This is a genomic window from Marinobacter alexandrii, assembly GCF_005871205.1.
In the GTDB taxonomy this organism is placed as follows: Bacteria; Pseudomonadota; Gammaproteobacteria; order Pseudomonadales; family Oleiphilaceae; genus Marinobacter; species Marinobacter alexandrii.
The window spans coordinates 753,056-775,890 of sequence record NZ_SWKM01000011.1; the positions used below are offsets into that span (position 1 = coordinate 753,056).

Below are 22,835 nucleotides of genomic sequence, written 5' to 3' on the forward strand. Positions count from 1 at the left end.
TTAGTGAGCGAGTAGTGTGCAAGTTTCCCTGGCACGGGTTATCTTTTTTGTCAGAGCCCTCCGAGTCTTACCGTCATGGGGACGGATTTCAAGGTCGGTTCAGACAGTTCTTGACGGAGAGAGTGTATGGCCCGATTCAGCGATTCCATCGCGGCACCTTCGGTATTGATCTTTGACTGGCACGGCACGTTGGTAGACACCCACGATGCCATGTTCAGCGCCATGGAGGACATGCTGCCGCAACTGGAAGACCTGAACCTGGTGGAGCGGCTGCTGCCCGAGGCGAAATGCCGGACCCCGGACGATGCCCGGTTGGTTCGCTATATCCGCATCTTCCGCCGCCTGCACCCACGGATTCTGGCCGAACGCCGGGTCTCCCGAACCGATATTTTCAACGCTATCTTCGGCGAAGACCGCGACGCCAAGCTGATTGCCCACAAAGCCTACAACGAGGCCTATCGTCGTTATTTCGGCAAGGTGAAACCGTTCCAGCCGGGGGCATACGAGTACTTGTCGGCGCTCAGGGCCATGGGCATCAAACTGGCGGTTTCCACCAACCGGAATCGGGAGTTTCTCGACAAGGAACTGGTTACCGTGGACGAGGGCCGCTGGCAGCATCTGTTCGATGCCACCGTGTGCGCCGACGACGTCACCGAGTACAAGCCCGACCCGGAAGTGATTCTCAAGACCCTGGAAAAGCTGGGGCTGCCGGCAGACGGACGCGCCTGGTATGTTGGTGACAGCTACGTCGACATGCTGACCGCCAACCGTGCCGGAGTCGCCGGGGTGTTTTACAACGGCGCCTGTTGGGAGCCACAGCGCATCGACAGCTGGTTCTCCTTCCGCGATGCACCGTCAGCCATTCTCGACAGTTTCGAGGATCTGCTGGACTTGCTTGCCCTGCTGGAACGCAGTCATCCCGAGGCCTTCCGCCAGTCGCCGGCAGAGGTGCGACCAAGGCCATTTCCACCACCTGCGCGGCCGGAGCCCCGGGTGGAGGCCGACTGGCATCCGGCGGTGGTCAAACTCATCCGGCCGTCGGTGGTGCTGTTCGACTGGCATGCCACCCTGGTGGATACCCTGGATGCCATGTACCACGCCGTCGATGACATGCTGCCGGATTTCCACAAGCTGGACCTGATGGATCGTATGGTCTCCCCGGAGGACAGTAAAACTCCGGAAGACGCTCGGTTGGTGGCCTACGTGCGTGAGTTCGCGCGCCTGCATCCGAAGGTAAAGGCGGACCGGAAGATCTCCCGAACGGATATTTTCGAGGTGCTGTTTGGTGACGATCAGGAAGCCAAGCAGGTTGCCCACCAGGCGTTCAACTTTCACTACCGCACTCATTTCGGAACGGTGAAGGCGTTTGAGCCCAAGGTACGGGACGTGCTGGAAGGATTGCGTCGACTGCACAGGCAGGTCGGCGTCATTACCAATCGCGATCGGGAGTTTTTTGAGCACGAGCTGGCGGCCGTGGAGGAGACCGGGTGGACTCACCTGTTTGATGTCGATGTTTGTGGTGACGACACCCCGCTGCGCAAACCGCATCCTGACCAGCTGCTGCTGGCGGTGCAGAAGCTGGATTATCCGCCCGATCCCAGCGTCTGGTACGTGGGTGACAGCACCACCGATGTGATCGCGGCGAAACGGGCCGGCATGACCTCGGTGTTTTTCAACGGGGCCCAGTGGGATCAGCCTTGGCTTAACCGCATCTTTCCCGGTACTCATAAACACCCCGATAAGCCCGATGTGGTGGTGAATGACTTTTCGGAATTCTGGGCGCTGGTGCTGGCCTGCGAGATCGGACCTCCCTAAACCGGGCTCCTAAGAACGGCAGAGCCCTTATCCGGCGGCACTCTCGGGCCGAAAGTCAGACCAACCGAAGTGCAGATCTGCTAAGGTAGCGCACACCCCAACGACAACAACAAACGACCAGACCATGACCGACACCAAAGCATCGATTCTCGTGGTTGATGATGACGCCTCCATTCGGGAACTCCTGCACGAGCACCTGTCCCGGGTTGGCTACGACATCCACACCGCGGAAGACGGTGATCAGATGCGGGCGCATCTCAAAACCTACGTGATTGACCTGATCGTCCTGGACGTGATGATGCCCGGAGACGATGGTTTCACTTTGTGCCGGGAGGTTCGTGAACATTCCCAGGTGCCTATCATCATGCTCACTGCCAGTTCCGATGAGACCGACCGGGTGGTCGGGCTCGAGATCGGCGCCGATGATTACCTGGCCAAACCGTTTAGTGCCCGGGAACTGCAGGCCCGGATCAAGGCACTGTTGCGCCGGGCTCAGTTTGCCCGGGTCGATAATCCGAGATACGTGGTGTTCGACCGCTGGCGCCTGGACACCCTCACTCACGAGCTGATTGACGATCAGGGCGGCAAGGTGAGTGTTTCCGGTGCTGATTATGCCCTGCTGCAGCTGTTTCTCAGCCATCCGAACGAGATTCTGGACCGGGACACCATTTCCGGCGTTACCCGTGGCCGCGAATCCACGCCCCTGGACCGGGTGGTCGACGTTGCCGTCAGCCGGTTGCGGCAGAAGTTGGGCGACCAGGGCAAGGATCCGAAACTGATCAAGACGGTGCGTGGTGCCGGGTATCTGCTGGCGGCCACGGTAAGTCATGCCGCCGAGTGAGTCTGCAATCTGGCACACCCCGCGGCGCTGGATACCCTCTTCGCTGTTGGGGCGGGTGCTGCTGCTGACTCTGCTGGCCATGGGGGCAGCCCAGGTTATCTCCAGCATGGCCTGGGTGGGCGCCTTCAAGGCCCAGCGGGTTGAGGGGCTGGTGGTCACCACCCGGAATCTGGCGCAGTCTGCCGCAGCTACTGCTCAGTTCTTCAACTCCCTGCCTCTGGACTATCGCCACATCGTGCTGGACCAGTTGCGTAACATGGGCGGAACCCGGTTTTTCGTGTCGCTGAATGACAAGCGCATCGACATGGCGCCTCTGCCGGACACCGAACAGAAAGAGCTGGCCACCGAGGAAGTACGGTCGGTACTGCGCCGTCGTTTGGGCAACGACATCAACCTGCACGTGGATTTTGTGCACCCGGAAGACCTTCGCATCCTCAACACCGAGTTGCCGTTGGACGCCTTGCCGCCGTCTTGGGCACACTATTCACTGATGCTTGAGCCGCTGAATCCGCCGGTGCTTGTGATGCAGATCGAAGTGGCCGAGGACGATTGGCTGTATCTGGCATCGCCCCTGCCAGCGCCCTATGTATCGTTGGAAGACGAGGGTGTTCCGGGGCAACAGGTGTTTTTCCTGGTGGTGATGATCGGGTTGCTGTTTCCGGTGCTGGCCTGGCTGATCCGTCAACAAACGCGACCACTGCGGAAACTGGCGAAGGCCACTCGTGATCTGCCCCTGGATGATGACCAGCCGTCGCTAAAAGAGCAGGGCAGCGCTGAGATCGTCGCCGTCACTCGCAGCTTCAATACCATGCGCCGGCGCCTGCAAAATTATCTCAGTGACCGGGAGCAGTTGTTTCGCGCCATCTCCCACGATCTGAAAACACCGATTACCCGCCTGCGTCTGCGCATTGATCTGATTGATGATGAGCCTATGCGGGAGAGGCTGGAAGCGGACTTGTTGGAGCTGGAATTATTGGTGAAAGGTGCCTTGCAGTCCCTCAAGGACACTGACATTCACGAAAACGTGGAGCCGGTGGATATCCGGCGCATGTTGGAGCGGATGGCGGAGGCATACCGCGCCGATGGTGACGAGCGGTTGAAAGTCCAGGGCAGTTGCCAGCTGTATCGGGGCAAACCACTGGCCCTGAGTCGGTGCCTTGGAAACCTGGTGGATAATGCCATCAAGTACGGTGAGCGGGCCCTGGTCCAGCTTGAGGATTCGGCAGAGCAACTGGTTGTCCGGGTGGACGACCATGGTCCGGGTATTCCGGAAGCAGAGCTGCAGCGCATTTTCGAACCCTACTACCGGCTTGATCAGGCCAGTCGCCAGGGCCACGGTCTTGGCCTCGGAATCGCCCGCAATATTGCCCAGAATCACGGCGGTGATCTGACCATCAGCAATCGTATGGAAGGTGGTTTGCGCGTGGTTCTGGCCCTGCCGCGGCATTGACCCTCCGTCCCCAGAGCCCATGTAACAGCCTTGTTACATGGGTTTTTCAGTTTGATACGTTCTCTGTGATCTCCTTGTCATAGACTTCTGGTCTGACCATTGGCTTTTGAACCGGTGGTTGACTGGTTCGATTTCTCTGACAAAAACAACAAGGAGTCATTATGACCGCCTTCAAGCGTACCCTTTCCGCCCTTGCCGTATCTGCCTGCCTGATGCCTGCCGCTGCTACCCATGCCGGCGAGGTTGAGGTTCTGCACTGGTGGACCGCCGGTGGCGAAGCCCGTGCCGCCGCTGCCCTGAAAGAGATGATGGAAGAGCAGGGTCACACCTGGAAAGACTTTGCAGTTGCCGGTGGCGGCGGTGAAGCAGCCATGACCGTGCTGAAAACCCGTGCCGTATCCGGCAATCCTCCGGCTGCCGCCCAGATCAAAGGGCTTGATATCCGCGAGTGGGCCAAGCTCGGTTTCCTGACCAGCCTGGACGACGTGGCCGCCGCCGAGAACTGGGACCAGTTGGTGCCGCCGATGATCTCGGACGTGATGCAGTACGAAGGTGAGTACGTGGCGGTGCCGGTGAACGTACACCGGGTCAACTGGCTCTGGGTTAACCCGCAGGTGATGGAAAAAGTCGGCGTTGAAATTCCCAACACCCTGGACGAATTCTTTACCGTAGCCGACAAGCTCAAGGCCGCCGGTTACATTCCGCTGGCCCACGGTGGTCAGCCCTGGCAGGACGCCACCGTATTCGAAGCCGTCGCCCTGGCAGTGATGGACAGCGACACCTACCGCAAGGCCTTTGTTGAGCACGATATGGATGTGATCAACAGCGCGGTAATGGAAGAGGTGTTTGCCAAGTTTGCCAAGGTCATGAGCTACGTTGACGATAACGCCGCCGGCCGCGACTGGAACACCGCCACCGGCATGGTTATCCGTGGTGAAGCCGCCATGCAGATCATGGGTGACTGGGCCAAGGGCGAATTCACCGCCGCCGGCCTGACACCGGGTGAAGACTACCTGTGCGCCGCCGCACCGGGCACCGCCGGTGAGTTCACCTTCAACGTTGATTCCTTTGCTATGTTCAGCCTCAGTGAAGAGGAAGACGTTGCCGCCCAGAAAGACCTCGCCCGTACCATTCTCGAGCCGAAATTCCAGACCGTGTTTAACCAGAACAAGGGTTCTATCCCGGTTCGTACCGACATGGACATGTCCGAGTTTGATGCCTGTGCCCAGGCTTCAATGGAAACCTTCAAGAGCAGCGCCGACACCGGCGAGCTGGTGCCAAGCCTGGCCCATGGCCTGGCGACGACCAGTTATGTTCAAGGTCAGGTTTTTGATGTGGTCACCAACTTCGTGAACTCCAGCGATAAGGATCCGGTGAAAGCCACGGATCAGTTGGCCGCCGCCATCCAGGCCGCTAAGTAAAGTAGCCAAGAGTCACCCGCCCGGGTGGCTCTCCGATTCTTTCGGGAGAACTCTCATGGAACACACTCAGCGGCGCCCCGCCGGGGTAGTCAGTGCACCGTCACGACTGCTGGACGGCCTGCAGCGTTGGTTGCCGAAGCTGGTGATCGCCCCAACCTTCGTGTTGATCGGCATCGGTATCTACGGCTACATGCTGTGGACCGGCGTCTTGTCGTTCACCAGCTCCAGCTTCCTGCCCACCTATGACTTTGTCGGCTTCGATCAGTACGCCAAATTGATGGCTAACGACCGCTGGCTGACCGCCTCGAAAAACCTCGCCATATTTGGGGGGCTGTTCATCTTCGCCTGTCTGTTTATTGGCGTGGTGCTGGCTATTTTTCTGGACCAACGAATCCGTCAGGAAGGCGCGATCCGTACGATCTATCTGTACCCAATGGCGCTGTCGATGATCGTCACCGGTACCGTCTGGAAGTGGATTCTTAACCCGAGTCTGGGCCTTGAAAAACTGATGCACGATTGGGGCTGGACCTCGTTCAGCTTTGACTGGCTGGTGAATTCCGACCTGGCCATCTACACCATCGTGATGGCCGCGGTCTGGCAAGCCTCTGGCTTTGTCATGGCGCTGTTCCTGGCCGGCCTGCGCGGTGTCGATTCCTCCATTATCCGGGCCGCCCGGGTCGACGGTGCCAGCCTGCCGTTGATCTACTGGAAGATTATCCTGCCGTCACTGCGGCCGGTGTTCTTCAGCGCGGTCATGGTGCTGGCTCACATCGCCATCAAGAGCTTTGATCTGGTCATGGCCATGACGGCAGGTGGCCCCGGTTACTCCACCGACCTGCCAGCGGTGTTCATGTACGCCCACACCTTTACCCGCGGTCAGATGGGCCTGGGCTCTGCCAGTGCCATGCTGATGCTGGGTGCCATCCTGGCTTTGATCGTGCCTTACCTGTACTCGGAACTGAGGGAGAAGCGCCATGACTGATGTGACTCGTCCCGGCCTCCGCCCCAGCCGTATTGCCATCTACGGCCTACTGATCCTGGCGTGCCTGGTGTACCTGGTGCCGCTGTTCATCATGCTGGTGACCAGCTTCAAGACACCCATGGACATCCGCACCGGTAACCTGGTGGCGCTGCCCACTGAATGGACCACCATTGGCTGGACCAAAGCCTGGTCTCAAGCTTGCACCGGCGTTCAGTGCGACGGCATCAGCGGTTACTTCTGGAACTCGTTCAAGATGACCGTACCGGCGGTGATGATCTCCACGCTGCTGGGCGCCTTCAACGGTTACGTGCTGGCGAAGTGGAAGTTCCGTGGTTCGGACCTGCTGTTCGGCCTGCTGCTGTTTGGCTGCTTCGTGCCGTTTCAGGTGGTGCTGCTGCCCATGGCCGCGACCCTGGGCCAACTCGGGCTGGCGAACACCACGCCGGGTCTGGTGCTGGTGCACGTTATCTATGGGGTGGCGTTCACCACGCTGTTTTTCCGCAACTACTACGTGGCCATTCCTGATGCGCTGATTAAGGCGGCCCGTCTGGACGGCGCCGGCTTCTTCACCATCTTTTTCCGCATTCTGCTGCCCATGTCGACGCCCATTTTCATGGTGTCGCTGATCTGGCAGTTCACCCAGATCTGGAACGACTTCCTGTTCGGGGTGGTGTTCGCCAGTGGCGACAGCCAGCCCATCACCGTTGCGCTGAACAACCTGGTGAACACCAGCACCGGCGTCAAGGAATACAACGTGGATATGGCAGCGGCCATGATTGCGGCACTACCGACACTGGTGGTGTACATCGTGGCGGGTAAATACTTCATCCGGGGCCTGACCGCCGGCTCTGTTAAAGGCTGACCTGAGAGGAAAACAACAATGTCTCAACTGGAACTGCGTAAAATTCGCAAAACCTATCCCGGAGCCGCCGAGGAGACCCTCAAAGGTATCGATATCGATATTGCCTCGGGCGAATTCCTGATTTTGGTCGGTCCCTCCGGGTGCGGTAAATCCACCCTGATGAATACCATCGCCGGGCTGGAATCCATCTCCGAGGGCGAAATCGTGCTCGACGGCAAGGACGTTTCCGGCGTGGAACCCAAAGACCGGGACATCGCCATGGTGTTTCAGTCCTACGCCCTGTATCCGACCATGTCGGTGCGCGAGAACATCGCTTTTGGCCTGAAGATCCGCGGTATGCCGAAAGATCAGATCGAGCAGGAAGTGGAGCGGGTCGCCGATCTGCTGCAGATCTCGCACCTGCTGGACAAGAAGCCATCACGGCTATCCGGTGGCCAGCAGCAGCGGGTCGCCATGGGCCGCGCCCTGGCGCGTCGTCCGCGCATCTATCTGTTCGATGAGCCGCTGTCGAATCTGGACGCCAAGCTGCGCGTGGAAATGCGCACCGAGATCAAGAAGCTGCACCAACGCCTGCAGACCACCATCGTCTACGTCACCCACGATCAGATCGAGGCCATGACCCTGGCCGACCGCATCGCGGTGTTGAAGGACGGTGAGCTGCAGCAGCTGGGCACGCCCAAGCAGGTCTATGATTCGCCGCAGAATATGTTCGTGGCAGGTTTCATGGGGTCACCGGCGATGAGCTTCGTGCATGTGAATGTCGAGCAGGGCGAGCAAGGCCTGCAGGCCGAAGTGCAGGGTGGCGACGGCCACTCGCTGAAGCTGCCGCTGCCAGAGTATCTGGCCGATCGCGTTGGTAAAAAAGTGGTGCTTGGCATTCGTCCGGAGCACATCACTCAGCCCCAGGATCAGAAAAGCGATCAGGCCCTGGTCACCACCGGTGAGTTTACCATTGAGGTGACCGAGCCGACCGGCCCGGACGTGATTGCCCTGATTCGCCTGAACGACACCAACGTACACTGCCGGATCGATCCGGAGCACCCGGTGACCTGGGGCGAGACCGCGGAGCTGATGTTTGACATGAAAAAAGTGGTGTTCTTCGACCCGGACACCGAGCAACGCATCGCCAGCTGAGCCGGCTCAAAGCTGCTCAATCTGGTCCAGCAGTTTGTTGGCCCGATTGAGCAGTGCCTCTTTCTTTTCCGGTTTCTGCTTGTCCCAGTTGCGATACATCATACCCATGCGCGGGTTCTTGGCGAAGTCGTCCCGGTGACGGTCGATGAAGTGCCAGTACAGCGCGTTGAACGGGCAGGCATCCTCTTCCGTGCTCTTGTTGACGTTGTAGTGGCAATTGGCGCAGTGGTCCGACTGACGCTGTATGTATTTGCCACTGGCGGCGTAGGGTTTGGATCCCAGGTAGCCGCCATCGGCGTGCATCACCATGCCCAGCACATTGGGTAGCTCCACCCAGTCGTAGGCGTCGGCGTAGACCCCAAGATACCAGTCACAGATTTCTTCCGGCTTAATTCCGGCCAGCAGCGCAAAATTGCCGGTGACCATCAGGCGCTGGATGTGGTGGGCGTAGGCGTTGCGACGGGTGCTGTCGATGGCCTTGTGCATACAGCGCATCTTGGTGTCGCCGGTCCAGTAAAACCAGGGTAGGGAGCGGGTATTGCCCAGCCGGTTTTCCTCGGCGTAGCCCGGCATGTTCATCCAGTAGATACCGCGCACAAACTCCCGCCAGCCCAGAATCTGCCGTACGAAGCCTTCCACCGCATTGATCGGTGCCCGGCCGGCGTACCAGGCCTGGGTGGCGGCCTCGCACACGGCGAGCGGGTCCAGCAGGCCGCTGTTGATGTACGGCGACAGGATGGCGTGGAACAGCCAGTCCTCGTGATCGGACATGGCATCCTGGAAATCGCCGAAGCAGGGCAGGGCGTAGTCGATGAAGTGCGCCAGTGCCTGATTCGCGTCCTCGGCGGTGACGGCAAAATGGAAGTCGTCGGTGGTGCCAAAATGATCCGTGAAATGCTCGTTGACCAGATCGATCACTTCCTGGGTGGTGTCATCCGGTTCGACCCGGAAAGTGGCAGGGGCGGCGGGTTTGCCGGTCCATTTGCGCCGGTTGTCGGCGTCGTAATTCCACTCACCGCCTTCGGGCTTGCCATCCGGGTCCATCAGTAAGCCGGTCTTGCGGCGCATCTCCCGGTAGAAATACTCCATGCGCAGCTGCTTGCGGCCTTCGGCCCAGTCCTGGAAATCCTGTTTGGTGGCGATAAACCGGGTATCCGGCCGGATTTCCACGGGGAGGTCCAGTTCCTTGTGCCACTCGCTTATCTGCGCATGCAGGCGCCATTCACCGCATTCAGTGGTGATGATCCGTTCCGGCTTCAGGTCTTTGGCTTGGGCGGCAACTACCGCTTCCAGACTCCGGTGCTCATTGTCCGGATGGTAGCGCTGGTAGTGAACCTGCCAGCCATCCTCTTCCAACTGCTTGGCGAAGTGGCGCATGGCGCTGAACAGCAGCACCAGCTTTTTCTTGTGGTGGTTGGTGTAGCTGGCTTCGTCGTGGACTTCCGCCATCACAATTCGGTCGTGCTGCTTGTCGGCGTCGTCCAGCGCGCTGATGTCCGGTGTGAGCTGGTCGCCGAGTATAAGGATCAGGTTTGCCATGGCCGGGGTGCCGCTCCGTCAAAGTGGTATCGCCATGAGTGGCTGTGGTAGTACGAAGGGGCCCAAGAGTTGGTTCATCATGAAAGTAGGCGCTAGGCCTATAGCGGGCGTATCGGATTAATCGCCTACACCCGTGACAATTTGATAGGGCGTTCTGATTGTTGATAGGACGTTCTGATTGACGATGGCAGCACCCAGCGGGGTGCTGCCGGCGGGAGCGATATTAGCCGTTTGCGGTTACCCGGAACTCATTGGCCAAGTCCTGTAGCTGGCGAGCGAGTTTTGCCTGTTCCTGGGTTACTTGTGAAATTTCCTGTGACCCAGAAAGGGTTAAAATGGCCACTTCACTGACCGATTCCATGCCGCTTGCCAGCTCTTGAGTCACGGCAACCTGTTCTTCAGAGGCTGTCGCGATCTGGCCGGCCATATCGGCAATGCTGTTTACATCCGTCAGGATATCCGCAAAGGTCCGCTCCAGTTCGGCCGCCTGGTCACTGGTAGCACTGGCAAGTTCGTGACTTTCGGTGATAGAGCGGCTCGCGTTTTCGGTAATATCCCGAAAACCGTAAATGATCTCTTCAATCTGGGTGGTTGACTGGTGCGTCTGTTGAGCCAGAGTGCGAACTTCGTCAGCAACCACGGCGAATCCCCGTCCATGTTCGCCTGCCCTTGCCGCCTCAATGGCCGCATTCAGGGCCAGCAAGTTGGTTTGGTCAGCCACTTTTCGAATGACGTCAACCACATCGCTGATCGTTGAGCTGCGCTCTTCCAACTCCCCAATCACCGCATTAACCTTTTGCACCGACTCGGCCAGTGAACGAATGCTGTTCAAGTTACTGTTCAGGACCTGCTCGCCGGCACGGCTTTTATCCGTGGCATTTTTGGCAGCATCGGCTACCTGCAATGTGTTGCGGGATATTTCTTCGGAAGTGGTCGACATTTCTTCAGTGGCCGCCGCTGCCTGTTCAATCTGCTGCTGTTGCCTTTTGACCTGAGTCGAATTCTGCTCTGCGGTTGAGTTCGTCTCCTCAGTAGCCGTGGCGAGTTGGATGCTGGATTTGTCGATTTGCATCAGGGCAGCCCCGAACCGCTTCAGCAGGTCGTTGATCGCTGTACTGATGGTGCCAATTTCGTCCTGACTGGAGACTACTATTTCGCGGGACAGATCCTTGTGCTGAGCGGCATGCTGGACTCCATCAAGGAGGTGTTTAACCTGTGAATTGATGGTCCTGATGATCAGGGTCACGATAACAATAACCATCAGGATAGCCCCGCCCGCGATGCTGGAGGCAGTGGCCAGTTCGCTCTGCGCCTGGGTAGCGCCCTCTGATTCAAGGCGCATGATCCTAGCGAGTATTTCCTGTCTGGCCTGATTGAGGCCATCAATACGTTGGGTGGCGATTATGAACCAATCGGCAGCCTTCAACGAGTCCAGCCCCGAAGCTCCGCTGAACAATGTTTTGCGCCGCGATTCAAGTGATTGACTGGCAGGTGTGCGTGTCTGCGCCTCGAGCGTCTGGCGAAGGTCGGAACCCGCGGGGAGCATTGCCAATGCTCCGTTGAGGTAGGCATCTTGTTGGCCTCCGAGCCGGGCAATACGACGCAAGGTGGGCAGGTCGTAATTTCGGGTGCGAATGAATGAGGCTCCGACCGCGCGCTCCCGACCGGCCCGCTCCGCCATCTCGGCGAGGCCGTAATAGGCCGTGAGGTCTCGGGTAAGCTCCGGAGTAGTGGAGCGACCAATTAAAAGTGGAATACGATTGATCAGCCCCATAATCAAGTCGGTATATCGGCTGGCTGATTCCCCGGCTGCTATGCTCCGATTGTCGATTGAACGTCGCAGGGCATTAAGGCTTTCAAGGTTTTTGCGAACATACTCGATGGTGGCGCTGATTTTCTGGTCAAAGCTGGCTTCTGAGGTGAGTGCCTCAATGCCCGCCCGGTAGTCGGAGATCAGGGCGTCGGTTTCCTTTCGTTGCCGTGCCAGGTTGCTACTGGCTTGGCGGGCGGTATCTCCACCGGATTCGCTGGCAAAGAAGACTGCGGATCGGCCACGTTCCTGTTGCAGGGCTTCTGTTAAAGGGTCGCTTATTTCCGCGAGTCGAGCCAACGAATGCAACTTTTGCATGCTGACGAGCTTGCTATAACTTTGCGTGATGTTCGTAACAGCAAAATAGAGAATAACGAGCAGAGCCGGAACCGCAAGCGTGAGCAGCTTGCCACGCATGGAAAGGTTGCTAATCAGTTTCATGGTTTTGCCTTTTTGCCAAGTGCGGAGGGGGTGCAGCGCGTAGCTTATGAAACTTTTATAGACACGTCTATTTAGATGATAGTCTCATTCAAATTGGCCTGAGATGACTGGCTTATGGGTTGTCATCCGCCGCCGGATCAGCCCCCGGTCATGTTCATAAAGCGCAGGATCTGGACATCGCCTTTGCTGGAAAAGTGGTGACGCTCGGGTTTCAGATCCATGGCATTGATGATGGTTTCGCGTAGTGTCTCATCGCTTTCAGGGTGCTCGCGCAGGACCTGGCGCAGGTCTACCGAATGCTCGTTGCCCAGGCAAAGCAGCAGCCGGCCTTCCACAGTGACCCGAACGCGGTTGCAGGTGGAGCAGAAGTTGTGGGAATGGGGTGAAATGAAGCCGACCTTGGTGTCGCTGTCCGGCATCCGGAAGTAGCGCGCCGGGCCACCGGAATCCTCCGTAGTGGGCATCAGTTCGTGGTGCTGGCGGATGATGTCGCGTACTTCATCGCTGGTGCACAGGGCTTCACCGCGATCGTGCTCTGAGATTTCCCCGAGTGGCATTTCCTCAATGAAGGTAATGTCGATGTTCTTCCGGCGGGCAAACTCCACCAGTGCTGGTACTTCCTCATCGTTGCCGCCTTTCATCACCACGGTGTTCAGTTTGATGCCTTCAAACCGAGCTTCCCGGGCCGCGTCGATGCCGTCGAGCACCTGGTTCAGTTGGCCGGTGCGGGTAATGCGATGAAACTTGTCCGGGTCAAGGGAGTCGAGACTGATGTTCAGGCGCTTCAAGCCAGCTTTGCGCAGAGGCTCGGCCATGGTGGTGAGCTTGCTGCCGTTGGTGGTCATGGCGAAATCCCGCAGGCCCAGGGTGCCAATGTCTTTGACCAGTTCGAGGATGTCCTTGCGGACGAGGGGCTCGCCGCCGGTCAGCCTAATCTTCTCGGTGCCCAGATCCACAAACGTTCGCGCCACCTGCGCCAACTCTTCGAGTGACAGTATCTGCTGGCGGGGCAGAAAGGTCATTTCCTCCGCCATGCAGTAGACACAGCGGAAGTCACAGCGGTCGGTCACGGACAGGCGTACGTAGTCCACGGTGCGACCAAAACGGTCTGTCAGCTTGCTCCGGGCCATTGGCGTTATTTCCTGCCGGCTGGGTGAGAATCCAATTACACTAATATGAGTATCGCAGATTAAATCCCGAAATCCGATCCCCTATGTGAGTGCGATGACTTTCAAGGCGAGGCAGGGCAAACCCGGTAAATGGGATATTTGTCTGGGTGGGCATGTATGGTGCGGCCTGTCTGTGTTGGTGGACAAAACCGGTTATTGGCTTTCTCCGTATATACCTGTCCAAACCAATGCAAAGCAAACCTGGAGTACCGAATGCACATCACCCGTTACACTGACTACTCACTGCGAGTGCTGATCTATCTTGCGGTTCAGGGTGATCGCCTGGCTACCATCCAGGAAATTGCCGACAGCTATGAAATCTCCAAGAACCACCTGATGAAGGTGGTGCACCAGCTCAACAAGAAGGGCTACATCGAGACCGTTCGCGGAAAGAAAGGTGGTATGCGTCTGCTGATGGCGCCGACTGAAATCAGAGTGGGAGTGCTGGTCCGGGAAACCGAGCAGGACCTCAGCATCGTTGAGTGCTTCACTTCGAAAAACGCCTGTAAGATCGCGCCGGTGTGCGGTATGAAAGGGATGTTTGGTGAGGCGCTGGGGGCCTTTCTGACGGTATTGGATAGGTACACCCTGGCCGATGTGATTCAGGATCAGCATCGGCCCCAGTTGTTGCGACTGCTTCAGGTCGCCTGACCCACCTCTGATGCGGGCAACCGCGCCCGCAGCCGGTCCGGCAGTGAAAAGGCAGCGATGCGTTTCAGCACGGTGCCGTACTGCCGGGCAAAACTGCCCGTATTGTAGTGAATGCCATGCTTGTCGCACACCGCTTTTACCCGCTCGGAAATCTCCGGGTAACGGTGCGCTGGCAGGTCCGGAAACACATGATGCTCCACCTGAAAGCTCAGATGTCCGCTCAGCAGATGCACCCATCGGCTGCCGGTGAAGTTGGAGGAACCGGAGAGCTGGCGCAGGTACCAATGGCCTTTGCTCTCACTTTTTCCATCACCCCAGCACTCCTCTTCGGTGAAGGTCTCGGCATCCTGGGTGAAATGACCGCAGAAGATCACCGTGGACGACCACAGGTTGCGGATCAGGTTGGCGCCGATGTTGCCAGCCAGCACGATGGGCGCAACCGGGAAGGTCAGCAGCGGGAAAAACACATAATCCTTGAAGGCCTGGCGTCCGCCCTTTCTGAAAAATTCCTTCAAGAAGGGCAACTTCGATTTCAAGGAGATTTCGCGGCGATGAAGTCGCTCGGTTTCCAGTTCGTGCAGGCCCACCCCCCATTGAAAGAACGTGCTCAGCAGCACGTAGTTAATAAACTGCAGGCTGTGCCTGGGCCGCCACGGGTCGTCGTCGCTCAGGCGCAGCACGGCGTAGCCGTAGTCCCGGTCCTTGCCGATGATGTTGGTGTAGGTGTGGTGCTCATAATTATGGGTGCGGCGCCAGGATTCGCTGGAGCAGGCGGTGTCCCACTCGTAGGTCTGTGAGTGCAGGCTGGGATCATTCATCCAGTCGTACTGGCCATGCATCACGTTGTGGCCGATCTCCATGTTCTCAATGATCTTGGACAGACCCAGGGCCACGGTGGCCGCTACAAATACCGGTGGAATAAAGCCGAAGGGCATCAAGACCCGGCCGCCTACCTCCAGGGTGCGGTGCAGGCGCACCACGCGGTGGATGTAGCGGGCGTCGCGCTCGCCAAGGTCGGCCAGCACGTCGTTCCGAATGGCGTTGAGATCCTGTTCCAGCTCGGTGAGTTGGGCTTCGGTCATCTGTTTCATGGTGTGCTCCTTGCCGTGCCCTGAGGCACGGCCGTTCTGTTCGAAAACAAGATTAAATATTGAGAGACACCGGACCCTGAGGGACGGATATGCACAGTTGGATGGTGTCCTCTCCCGGGCCGGATGCTTGTCCGGTCAGGCGGTTGACGACAGTGCCGCTGGTTTTCCGGCAGCTGCACTGGTGGCAGATGCCCATACGACATCCGTGCTGAGGCGTCAGGCCCGCGGCTTCGGCGATCTCCAGCAGCGGGGCGTCACCGGTGGAGTCGACCTCCAGGTTACTGCGGGCAAACCGCACCTTGCCGCCCAGGTTCTGGCTGCTGAGATCCGTTTGTGGGGCAGAGAAATAGGTGCTGTGAATCTTGTCCCGGCTCACGCCCCGGGCATCGAGCAGCTCGCCCGCCAGTGCCATCAGGCCCTGGGGGCCGCACAGGAAAATTTCGCGGCTGCTGAGGTCGGTAATCGTGCTGAGATCCGCATCGGTCAGATAGCGCGGTTCGCTGGAGCCCTGGGTAGTGACGATCTTCACCGTGAGCAGGTCGTGGCGCGCTGCCAGGTCCATCAGGTGTTCACGGGCGATGGCATGACTATGGTCCTGGACGAAATAGAGAAGCGTCATCGGCGCCCGGAAACCCTGGGCAGCCATGGTTTTGAGCTGGCTCAGGATCGGGGTGATGCCACTGCCACCGGCAATGAACAGGATGGGTGGGACCGGTTCGGGAATCAGGAAGTCGCCAAACGCTTCGCTGATGCCCACCACGGCACCGGTATTTAGCTGGTCTTGCAGCCAATTGGTGACCCGGCCGCCAGGCAGCCGTTTGATCGTCAACGTAACCAGCCCTTGTTCGTGCCAGAGCGTGGTTGAGCTGGAGAGGCTGAAAGTGCGCTGGTGGCGAACACCGTCAATCTCGACACATATGTTCACATGTTGCCCGGCAGCAAAACCCTGCCAGCGCCGCGCTGGTTTTAGCACAAAGGTTTGGGTGTCCGCTGTGTCCCTGATAATCCGTTGGACTCGGGCCGGTGTGTACTCTTGTACCCACATGGGGTTAATGCGCTCGAGTAGCGGGTCAAAGAACGCGACCGCGTCATCCCGGTTAAAGAGCTGTCTGCCAAGCCATTGAAGTGGTGATGTGTGGTTCTGTCGTGCCAGCATGATCTGTTCTCCGCAATGCAGTCTGTACTCATGTGTACAGTTGTTCACTAATGTGTACGACTGTACACCTGAGCTGAGGGGCTCACAACGGGGAGGTCATTTCTGGCGCAAAATGACTTGCTTTGGGTACCTTAAATTTTTCGGGTGTGTACACTTGTCACCAACGCTTTAATCGCAATGGCTACGGGTAGACGATGGCGGAAAGACAACGCAGAAAGCCGGGTGAAACCCGTGAAAAACTGATGAGTGCGGCGCTCACCCTGGTGGGCAAGGGCCGGCATTTTGCCAGTCTCGGCATCCGGGAAGTTACCCGGCAGGCGGGGGTGGTGCCCACCTCGTTCTATCGCCACTTCCGCAACATGGACGATCTGGGGCTGCAATTGGTGGACGAGTTGGGGGTGGTGCTCCGGCGCATGATGCGTGAAGCCCGTGAGCATGTGTCCCAGGCGGATAAGTTGATTGAAGAGTCAGTGGACATATTTATCAGCCACGCCCAGGCCAACCGCAGTTTCTTTCTGTTTATGGCGCAAGGACTGGCGGGCGAGAGCAGGGCAGTTCAAGAGGGGATTCGCAGTGAAATGCGTTTCTTTGCCAGCGAGCTGGCCAATGATTTACGCCGGTTACGCCTGGTGGACCATCTGAGCGACAGTGATCTGGATCTGACCTGTGATCTGGTGGTGCGCAGTGTCGCCTTCAGCCTGACCGACTTGCTGGGGGTTTCAGCCGGTGACGATTATCAGATCGATCAGATCCGGAAGCGGACCATCCGCTTCCTTCAACTGATTTTTGTCGGTGCCGCCAACTGGAACAGCGTTAGCCGGTAACCTTCTTGCTGGCTGGGCGCCGCGTTTTTTTCGGTTTCGGCGGAATCACCAGGCTCTCCAGTTCATCCAGCGCTTCCCCAGTGTACACCGCCAGCTTCTGCATGCTTGGCAGGGTATCCCGGCAGCCGGTATAACCGAAGTTGAGAGAGCCGTCGTAGCTCAGGCAGGTGATGTTGAGTGCACCGCCGTGGGCAATCAGCGACACCGGGTACATGGCCTCAAGTTTTGCGCCTTCATAGTAGAGCGTGCGCTGGGGGCCTGGCACATTGGAAATAGTGACGTTGAACACCGGACGCATACGACCACCCAACCCGGACATCAACTGCAGTATATAAGGCGACATCAGCAGCATGGTGTATTGGGTCAGGGCACTTTTGGGCAGCTTCTGGAGATGCTCTTTGGCGCGGCGGGTGGAGGACTTGATTTCCTTTAGTCGGTTCAGCGGATCGGCTTCGTTGGTTGCCAAGGAGGCGATCATGAAGCTGATCTGGGTGCCGGTGCCTTCATCAGTCGCAGAGCGAATGTTAACGGGGATGCCCGCCGTCATGGCAGTTTCCGGCAGGTCGTCCTGCTCCAGCAAGAATCGGCGCAGTGCAGTGCCGCACAGGTACAGCACGATGTCATTCAGCGAGCCGCCGGTTTCCTGGGACAGGGTCTTGATGCGGTCCAGCTGGTAGTGCTGGGTGGCGAATCGCCGCTGCCCGGTAACCCGGTGGTTGATCTTCGAAACCGGTCCCATGAAGGGTGCCGCCAGTCCATCCTCAGGGTGGCGCACGGAGTGCAGCAGGCGGTTGCCCGCTTGCCACAGCCTTGGCGCCATATCGGCCTGCAGCTTTAGGGCGTCTTTGGCCTGGGAAATGGCTGCGGGGATACTGGCTTCCGCGTCGGTTTTGCTGCCGCGCCGACGTTCAGGCCGCACCGACCAAGGTGGTGGCATGTCGCGCTTGTCAGGATCCGTGGTCAGCACCCGCTGCAACAGGCGCACGCCGCTGATGCCATCAATCAGGGAATGATGCATCTTGGTGTAGAGCGCAAAGCGGTTGTTTTCCAGGCCCTCAATGACGTGGCATTCCCACAGCGGCCGGGCAAAATCCAGCGGGTTGGAATGCAGGCGGGACACCAGAATACCCAATTCACGCTCACCGCCGGGACGGGGCAGCGCCGAATGGCGCACGTGGTAATCCAGATCGATGTCTTTGTCGATCTTCCAGCCGGGAGCGAGCAGTCTTCCCAACAATCCGGATCCGGCCAGCTTGTAGCTCCAGGGCGGAGCAACCTCACCGGTTTCTTTCATGCGGGTGACCAGGTCCCGCAAAAAGGTTTCGGGAGCGCCTTCTGGCAGTGAAAAGATTTGCAGGTTTCCCACATGCATCGGGGTGTCCTCAGACTCCACCGCCAGCCAGGAGGCATCCAATGTTCCCAGGCGTTTCATTCCTTGTTGTACTCCACGAGTTAAAAAATTACTTGCTAGCTGCAAGTATACTGATAACGGACTAAGTTCACGATCTTCGCGCCGGTAAAGTTCCGTTTTTCGCGATATTTCTCGTTCGACTTCCGTTGAGTGTTCAGTGCAGCTTTAAGTGGCTATGCTCTCAAAAGAATCTTATTTGCCGGCCAGGAGCCCTCGCCATGCAGTTTCTCAATGGAATAACGCTGTTGCTGGTGTACCAGTTGGTTGGCGAGATTACCGTACGCTTGGCGGGCGTTCCCATACCGGGGCCGGTCCTGGGTATGGTGATGCTGTTTATCACCCTGTGGCTACGGGGCCGGACACCGGATTCTGTTGAGCAGGCGTCATCTGCATTACTGGCCCATTTGTCGCTGTTGTTTGTGCCGGCGGGCGTTGGCATGATGGCGCACTTTGATCGCATCGCGGACGAGTGGCTGCCTATCGCTCTCGCTCTCCTGTTGAGCACTGTGATTACCATGATTGCGACGGCATTGATCATGCAGTTGACCACGCGCTGGCTGGTCAGGTCGGGTGACTCGGCACCGGGAGGGCCGGAGCAATGACCGATCCCGGCCTGAAAGACATCTGGGTTTATCTGTCGGCGTCGCCCCTGCTGGGATTGACCATCACACTGGTGGCCTATGGTCTGGCTTACCGGCTTTATCTGCGCAGTAATTCCAACCCGCTGGCCAATCCGGTGGTCACCTCGGTGGCCATGCTGATCGCTCTGTTGCTGGTCACCAACACTTCCTACAACGACTATTTCGAAGGCGGTCAGTTTGTTCACTTCCTGCTGGGGCCGGCCACCGTGGCCCTGGCGGTGCCGCTGTACCAGCAGTTTTCCCGGCTGCGCCAGCTCTGGCTGCCGGTGACCATTTCCCTGATCTGCGGCGTGCTGATTGCGGCCGGCAGTTCCATCGGCCTGGCCTGGCTGCTGGGCGGTTCGCTGGAAATCCAGATGTCGCTGGCACCAAAATCGGCGACGGCACCGGTGGCCATGGGCATTTCGGAGAAGATTGGCGGACTGCCTTCCTTGACTGCAGTACTGACGGTCGCGACCGGTATCACCGGCGCCGTGCTGGGCACCAAACTGTTCGAGTGGTTCCGGGTGAAAGACGATGCCGCGAAGGGCATCGCCATGGGCGTAGCTGCCCACGGCATCGGCACCGCGCGGGCGTTTCAGGTCAGCAGCCAGATGGGCGCCTTTTCGGGGCTGGCGATGGCACTATCGGCATTCGCCACAGCACTGATTGTGCCCTGGCTGGTGGATTGGATGCAGATGTTGTTCTAACCGTTGATCGTGCCTCGCTGGTGGCTTCAATCGTCGTCTTCGTCGTCGAGTGCATGTCGGGGGCAATGGTACTCCTCCACCACGGTGCCCTCATCAACACTTTCCAGATGCACATCAAAGCCCCAGAGCCGGTGCACATGGCGCAACACTTCCTCGGTTTCATCCCCCAGTGGCACTCGGTCGACCGGTACATGACGCAGGGTCAGTGAGCGATCGCCGCGTACATCCACGTTCCAGACCTGGATGTTGGGTTCGCGGTAACTGAGGTTGTACTGGCGTGCCAGTTTTTCCCGGAGAATGCGGTATCCGGGCTCATCATGGATGGCGGTCACCCGGTACACGTCTTCCTGGTCGTCATTCTGGATAGAGAACAGCTTGAGGTCGCGCATTACCTTGGGCGACAGGAATTGTTGGATGAAACTCTCATCCTTGAAATTGGCCATGGCGAAATGCAGGGTTTCGACCCAGTCGGTACCGGCGATGTCGGGGAACCACTGCCGGTCTTCGTCGGTGGGGTGCTCGCAGATGCGCCGCAGATCCGTGTAGATCGAAAAGCCCAGGGTGTAGGGGTTCAGGCCCGAATACCAGGGGCTGTTGAAGGGCGGTTGGTACACCACGGCTGTGTGGCTCTGCAGGAACTCCAGCATGAAACCGTCGTTGACCAGGCCTTTCTCGTACATGGCGTGCAGCAGGGTGTAGTGCCAGAACGACGCCCAGCCTTCGTTCATCACCTGGGTCTGGCGTTGCGGGTAGAAGTACTGGCCCAGTTTGCGCACGATGCGCACAATCTCCCGCTGCCAGGTTTCCAGCAGGGGCGCGTTCTTCTCGATGAAGTAGAGAATGTTTTCCTGGGGCTCCTCGGGGAAGCGGGTCTTATTCTTGACGGTATCGTCGTCATCGTTGAGCCGAGGAATGGTGCGCCACAAATCGTTGATGCGCCGCTGCTGGTATTCCTCCCGTTCCTGTTGCCGGCGCTGCTCCTCGGAGGCGGAAATCGGGGCAGGGCGCTTATACCGGTCGACGCCGTAATTCATCAGCGCGTGGCAGGAGTCGAGAATCTGCTCCACCGCATCCACACCATGACGCTCCTCGCACTCGGCCACATAATTACGGGCAAACACCAGGTAATCGATGATCGCGCTGGCGTCGGTCCAGGTGCGGAACAGGTAATTGCCCTTGAAGAACGAGTTGTGGCCATAGCAGGCGTGGGCAACAACCAGGGCCTGCATGGGCAGGGTGTTCTCCTCCATCAGATAAGCAATGCAGGGATTGGAGTTGATGACGATCTCGTAGGCCAGCCCCATCTGGCCACGCTGATAGCCCTTGGAGGTGCTCAGGAACTGTTTCCCGAACGACCAGTGGTGATACCCCACCGGCATCCCCACCGAGCTGTAGGCGTCCATCATCTGCTCGGCGCTGATCACTTCGATCTGGTTGGGATAGGTGTCTAATCCAAACTCCGCCGCGCACTTGGCGATTTCTTCGTCGTACTTGCGGATCAGGTCGAAGGTCCATTCCGAACTGGTGGAAATGGGCTGCCGGTCCCCTGCCTGCCCGTTTTCCGGTGGGTTGGGACGGTCCATGGTGTCGGTCATGCGGCTTTCCTCTCAAACAGCTGGCGGAATACCGGATAGATCTCGCCCGGATCGGCGATCTGTTGCATGGCGAAACTATTAGGGAAGCGTTCCATGATTTTTTCGTACTCGTACCACAGCATCTGGTGATCCTGGGGCGTGATCTCGGTGTAGGCGTAATACTGCACCAATGGCAATATGCTCTCCGCCAGAATCTTGCTGCACACCGGTGAATCGTCATTCCAATTGTCGCCATCCGAGGCCTGGGCAGCATAGATGTTCCACTCCGACGGCGGGTACCGGGATTCAACGATTTTCTTCATCAGTTTCAGCGCGCTGGAGACAATCGTGCCGCCAGTTTCCCGGGAGTAGAAAAACTCCTCCTCGTCCACCTCTTTGGCGCTGGTGTGGTGCCGGATGAACACTACCTCGATCTTCTTGTAGTTCTTCTTCAGGAACAGGTACAGCAGGATGAAGAAGCGTTTGGCGATGTCCTTGTGCATCTGGGTCATCGAGCCCGACACGTCCATCAAACAGAACATCACGGCACTGGTGGCCGGCTGCGGCTGTTTCTGATGCTGGCGATAGCGCAAGTCAATTTCGTCGATGAAGGGAATGCGCCGGATGTTGGCTCTCAGGCGGGCGATCTCGTCCTCCAGGACCTGGATCTGGTCTTCATGGCTGAAGGCCGGGTCCAGATCCTCGGGCGCCGTTTTCAGCGCCTCGAGCTGCTCCTCCAGATCGCGGATCTTTTTCTTGCGGGCACCACCCAGCCCCAGCCGGCGGGCGTGAGCACCCCGGAGCGAGCGCACCACATCGAGCTTGGCCGGCACACCCACAGTGGTGAAGCCGGAGCGGACGTACTTGAAGGACTCGGTGTCTTTCAGTTTCTTACGGGCGAGGTTGGGCAGTTCGAGGTCGTCGAACAGAAAATCGAGAAACTCCTCCTGGGTGATCTGGAAGGCGAACTCATCCATGCCCTCGCCATCCGGGCTGGCTTTACCGTGGCCCTGACCCCCGCCACCGCCGCCGGGCGGCTTCGGGATGGTGTCGCCGGCGACAAACTCCTGGTTGCCCGGGTGCACCATCTCGCGTTTGCCACCCTGGCCATGATGGAAAATCGGCTCCTCGATATCTTGGCTCGGAATGCTGACGCTCTCTCCCCGCTCAATGTCGGTAATCGAGCGCCTTTGCACCGCATCGGCCACGGCTTTCTTGATGTGGTGGCGGTACCGGCGCAGGAACCGTTCCCGGTTCACCGCGCTTTTGTTCTTGCCGTTCAGTCGCCGGTCGACGACGTGGGTCATACCCATAGCGCTACTCCAGTTCAGCGG

General features: G+C 58.5%; 19 protein-coding genes. 11 read left to right on the top strand and 8 right to left on the bottom strand.

Annotated elements, in window-relative coordinates:
• The first annotated feature begins 126 nt into the window (after positions 1–126).
• From FCS96_RS03795 to FCS96_RS03825, 7 genes are all read left to right on the top strand, one after another.
• Complete coding sequence (locus FCS96_RS03795; RefSeq protein ID WP_138438883.1) at positions 127–1,815, top strand: HAD family hydrolase; 1,689 nt, start codon at positions 127–129, stop codon at positions 1,813–1,815.
• Positions 1,816–1,939: 124 nt separating this feature from the next.
• Complete coding sequence (locus FCS96_RS03800) at positions 1,940–2,656, top strand: response regulator (protein WP_138438884.1); 717 nt, start codon at positions 1,940–1,942, stop codon at positions 2,654–2,656.
• Entirely contained in the window at positions 2,643–4,106 is a 1,464-nt protein-coding gene (locus FCS96_RS03805) for an ATP-binding protein (protein WP_138438885.1), read from the top strand. The genes FCS96_RS03800 and FCS96_RS03805 overlap by 14 nt, the downstream gene beginning before the upstream one ends.
• Positions 4,107–4,267: 161 nt before the next feature.
• A complete protein-coding gene (locus FCS96_RS03810; RefSeq protein ID WP_138438886.1) occupies positions 4,268–5,527 on the top strand; it encodes an ABC transporter substrate-binding protein in 1,260 nt (419 codons plus the stop codon).
• A gap of 55 nt (positions 5,528–5,582) precedes the next feature.
• A complete protein-coding gene (locus FCS96_RS03815; RefSeq protein WP_138438887.1) occupies positions 5,583–6,509 on the top strand; it encodes a carbohydrate ABC transporter permease in 927 nt (308 codons plus the stop codon).
• Complete coding sequence (locus tag FCS96_RS03820) at positions 6,502–7,371, top strand: carbohydrate ABC transporter permease (RefSeq protein WP_138438888.1); 870 nt, start codon at positions 6,502–6,504, stop codon at positions 7,369–7,371. Before FCS96_RS03815 ends, FCS96_RS03820 begins: the two co-directional genes overlap by 8 nt.
• An 18-nt stretch (positions 7,372–7,389) precedes the next feature.
• Positions 7,390–8,505, top strand: a complete 1,116-nt coding sequence (locus tag FCS96_RS03825) for an ABC transporter ATP-binding protein (RefSeq protein WP_138438889.1) — start codon at positions 7,390–7,392, stop codon at positions 8,503–8,505.
• 6 nt (positions 8,506–8,511) lie between these two features.
• On the opposite strand, the gene FCS96_RS03830 is transcribed toward FCS96_RS03825, so the two are convergent.
• The 3 genes from FCS96_RS03830 to moaA all read right to left on the bottom strand — a co-directional run bounded on the left by FCS96_RS03830 (position 8,512) and on the right by moaA (position 13,425).
• Positions 8,512–10,044, bottom strand: coding sequence for a cryptochrome/photolyase family protein (locus tag FCS96_RS03830; RefSeq protein ID WP_138438890.1), 1,533 nt, complete (start codon positions 10,042–10,044; stop codon positions 8,512–8,514).
• Between the two features lie 223 nt (positions 10,045–10,267).
• On the bottom strand, positions 10,268–12,295 hold the full coding sequence (locus tag FCS96_RS03835) for a methyl-accepting chemotaxis protein (protein WP_138438891.1): 2,028 nt from the start codon (positions 12,293–12,295) through the stop codon (positions 10,268–10,270).
• Positions 12,296–12,432: 137 nt separating this feature from the next.
• Positions 12,433–13,425, bottom strand: a complete 993-nt coding sequence (gene moaA, locus FCS96_RS03840) for a GTP 3',8-cyclase MoaA (RefSeq protein ID WP_138438892.1) — start codon at positions 13,423–13,425, stop codon at positions 12,433–12,435.
• A gap of 252 nt (positions 13,426–13,677) precedes the next feature.
• On the opposite strand from moaA, the gene FCS96_RS03845 reads away from it, so the two are divergent.
• Positions 13,678–14,115: an RrF2 family transcriptional regulator gene (locus FCS96_RS03845; RefSeq protein ID WP_138438893.1), complete on the top strand. Its 438-nt coding sequence runs from the start codon at positions 13,678–13,680 to the stop codon at positions 14,113–14,115.
• Here FCS96_RS03845 and FCS96_RS03850 read toward each other — a convergent pair.
• Together FCS96_RS03850 and FCS96_RS03855 are read right to left on the bottom strand one after the other, a co-directional pair.
• A complete protein-coding gene (locus FCS96_RS03850) occupies positions 14,103–15,206 on the bottom strand; it encodes a fatty acid desaturase family protein (RefSeq protein ID WP_138438894.1) in 1,104 nt (367 codons plus the stop codon). The genes FCS96_RS03845 and FCS96_RS03850 overlap by 13 nt on opposite strands.
• Before the next feature lie 52 nt (positions 15,207–15,258).
• Complete coding sequence (locus FCS96_RS03855; RefSeq protein ID WP_138438895.1) at positions 15,259–16,362, bottom strand: ferredoxin reductase; 1,104 nt, start codon at positions 16,360–16,362, stop codon at positions 15,259–15,261.
• A gap of 194 nt (positions 16,363–16,556) precedes the next feature.
• Between FCS96_RS03855 and FCS96_RS03860 the strand changes: the two genes are divergently transcribed.
• On the top strand, positions 16,557–17,186 hold the full coding sequence (locus tag FCS96_RS03860) for a TetR family transcriptional regulator (protein ID WP_138438896.1): 630 nt from the start codon (positions 16,557–16,559) through the stop codon (positions 17,184–17,186).
• Here the strand turns inward: FCS96_RS03860 and FCS96_RS03865 are convergent.
• Positions 17,176–18,618, bottom strand: coding sequence for a WS/DGAT/MGAT family O-acyltransferase (locus FCS96_RS03865; protein WP_138438897.1), 1,443 nt, complete (start codon positions 18,616–18,618; stop codon positions 17,176–17,178). The genes FCS96_RS03860 and FCS96_RS03865 overlap by 11 nt on opposite strands.
• A gap of 197 nt (positions 18,619–18,815) precedes the next feature.
• On the opposite strand from FCS96_RS03865, the gene FCS96_RS03870 reads away from it, so the two are divergent.
• Together FCS96_RS03870 and FCS96_RS03875 are read left to right on the top strand one after the other, a co-directional pair.
• On the top strand, positions 18,816–19,199 hold the full coding sequence (locus FCS96_RS03870) for a CidA/LrgA family protein (RefSeq protein WP_138438898.1): 384 nt from the start codon (positions 18,816–18,818) through the stop codon (positions 19,197–19,199).
• On the top strand, positions 19,196–19,927 hold the full coding sequence (locus FCS96_RS03875) for an LrgB family protein (protein ID WP_138438899.1): 732 nt from the start codon (positions 19,196–19,198) through the stop codon (positions 19,925–19,927). Before FCS96_RS03870 ends, FCS96_RS03875 begins: the two co-directional genes overlap by 4 nt.
• A 26-nt stretch (positions 19,928–19,953) precedes the next feature.
• On the opposite strand, the gene FCS96_RS03880 is transcribed toward FCS96_RS03875, so the two are convergent.
• Both FCS96_RS03880 and FCS96_RS03885 read right to left on the bottom strand, forming a co-directional pair.
• On the bottom strand, positions 19,954–21,522 hold the full coding sequence (locus tag FCS96_RS03880; RefSeq protein WP_138438900.1) for a SpoVR family protein: 1,569 nt from the start codon (positions 21,520–21,522) through the stop codon (positions 19,954–19,956).
• A complete protein-coding gene (locus FCS96_RS03885; protein WP_138438901.1) occupies positions 21,519–22,814 on the bottom strand; it encodes a YeaH/YhbH family protein in 1,296 nt (431 codons plus the stop codon). The genes FCS96_RS03880 and FCS96_RS03885 overlap by 4 nt, the downstream gene beginning before the upstream one ends.
• Positions 22,815–22,835 lie beyond the last annotated feature (21 nt).

Bases quoted from the DNA above. Each gene is read 5' to 3' on its own strand.
- FCS96_RS03805 (WP_138438885.1), top strand. From the start codon at position 2,643: ATGCCGCCGAGTGAGTCTGCAATCTGGCACACCCCGCGGCGCTGGATA.
- FCS96_RS03860 (WP_138438896.1), top strand. From the start codon at position 16,557: ATGGCGGAAAGACAACGCAGAAAGCCGGGTGAAACCCGTGAAAAACTG.
- FCS96_RS03835 (WP_138438891.1), bottom strand. From the start codon at position 12,295: ATGAAACTGATTAGCAACCTTTCCATGCGTGGCAAGCTGCTCACGCTT.
- FCS96_RS03850 (WP_138438894.1), bottom strand. From the start codon at position 15,206: ATGAAACAGATGACCGAAGCCCAACTCACCGAGCTGGAACAGGATCTC.
- FCS96_RS03880 (WP_138438900.1), bottom strand. From the start codon at position 21,522: ATGACCGACACCATGGACCGTCCCAACCCACCGGAAAACGGGCAGGCA.
- FCS96_RS03830 (WP_138438890.1), bottom strand. From the start codon at position 10,044: ATGGCAAACCTGATCCTTATACTCGGCGACCAGCTCACACCGGACATC.
- FCS96_RS03810 (WP_138438886.1), top strand. From the start codon at position 4,268: ATGACCGCCTTCAAGCGTACCCTTTCCGCCCTTGCCGTATCTGCCTGC.
- FCS96_RS03815 (WP_138438887.1), top strand. From the start codon at position 5,583: ATGGAACACACTCAGCGGCGCCCCGCCGGGGTAGTCAGTGCACCGTCA.
- FCS96_RS03825 (WP_138438889.1), top strand. From the start codon at position 7,390: ATGTCTCAACTGGAACTGCGTAAAATTCGCAAAACCTATCCCGGAGCC.
- FCS96_RS03855 (WP_138438895.1), bottom strand. From the start codon at position 16,362: ATGCTGGCACGACAGAACCACACATCACCACTTCAATGGCTTGGCAGA.
- FCS96_RS03865 (WP_138438897.1), bottom strand. From the start codon at position 18,618: ATGAAACGCCTGGGAACATTGGATGCCTCCTGGCTGGCGGTGGAGTCT.
- moaA (WP_138438892.1), bottom strand. From the start codon at position 13,425: ATGGCCCGGAGCAAGCTGACAGACCGTTTTGGTCGCACCGTGGACTAC.
- FCS96_RS03885 (WP_138438901.1), bottom strand. From the start codon at position 22,814: ATGGGTATGACCCACGTCGTCGACCGGCGACTGAACGGCAAGAACAAA.
- FCS96_RS03870 (WP_138438898.1), top strand. From the start codon at position 18,816: ATGCAGTTTCTCAATGGAATAACGCTGTTGCTGGTGTACCAGTTGGTT.
- FCS96_RS03845 (WP_138438893.1), top strand. From the start codon at position 13,678: ATGCACATCACCCGTTACACTGACTACTCACTGCGAGTGCTGATCTAT.
- FCS96_RS03820 (WP_138438888.1), top strand. From the start codon at position 6,502: ATGACTGATGTGACTCGTCCCGGCCTCCGCCCCAGCCGTATTGCCATC.
- FCS96_RS03875 (WP_138438899.1), top strand. From the start codon at position 19,196: ATGACCGATCCCGGCCTGAAAGACATCTGGGTTTATCTGTCGGCGTCG.
- FCS96_RS03800 (WP_138438884.1), top strand. From the start codon at position 1,940: ATGACCGACACCAAAGCATCGATTCTCGTGGTTGATGATGACGCCTCC.
- FCS96_RS03795 (WP_138438883.1), top strand. From the start codon at position 127: ATGGCCCGATTCAGCGATTCCATCGCGGCACCTTCGGTATTGATCTTT.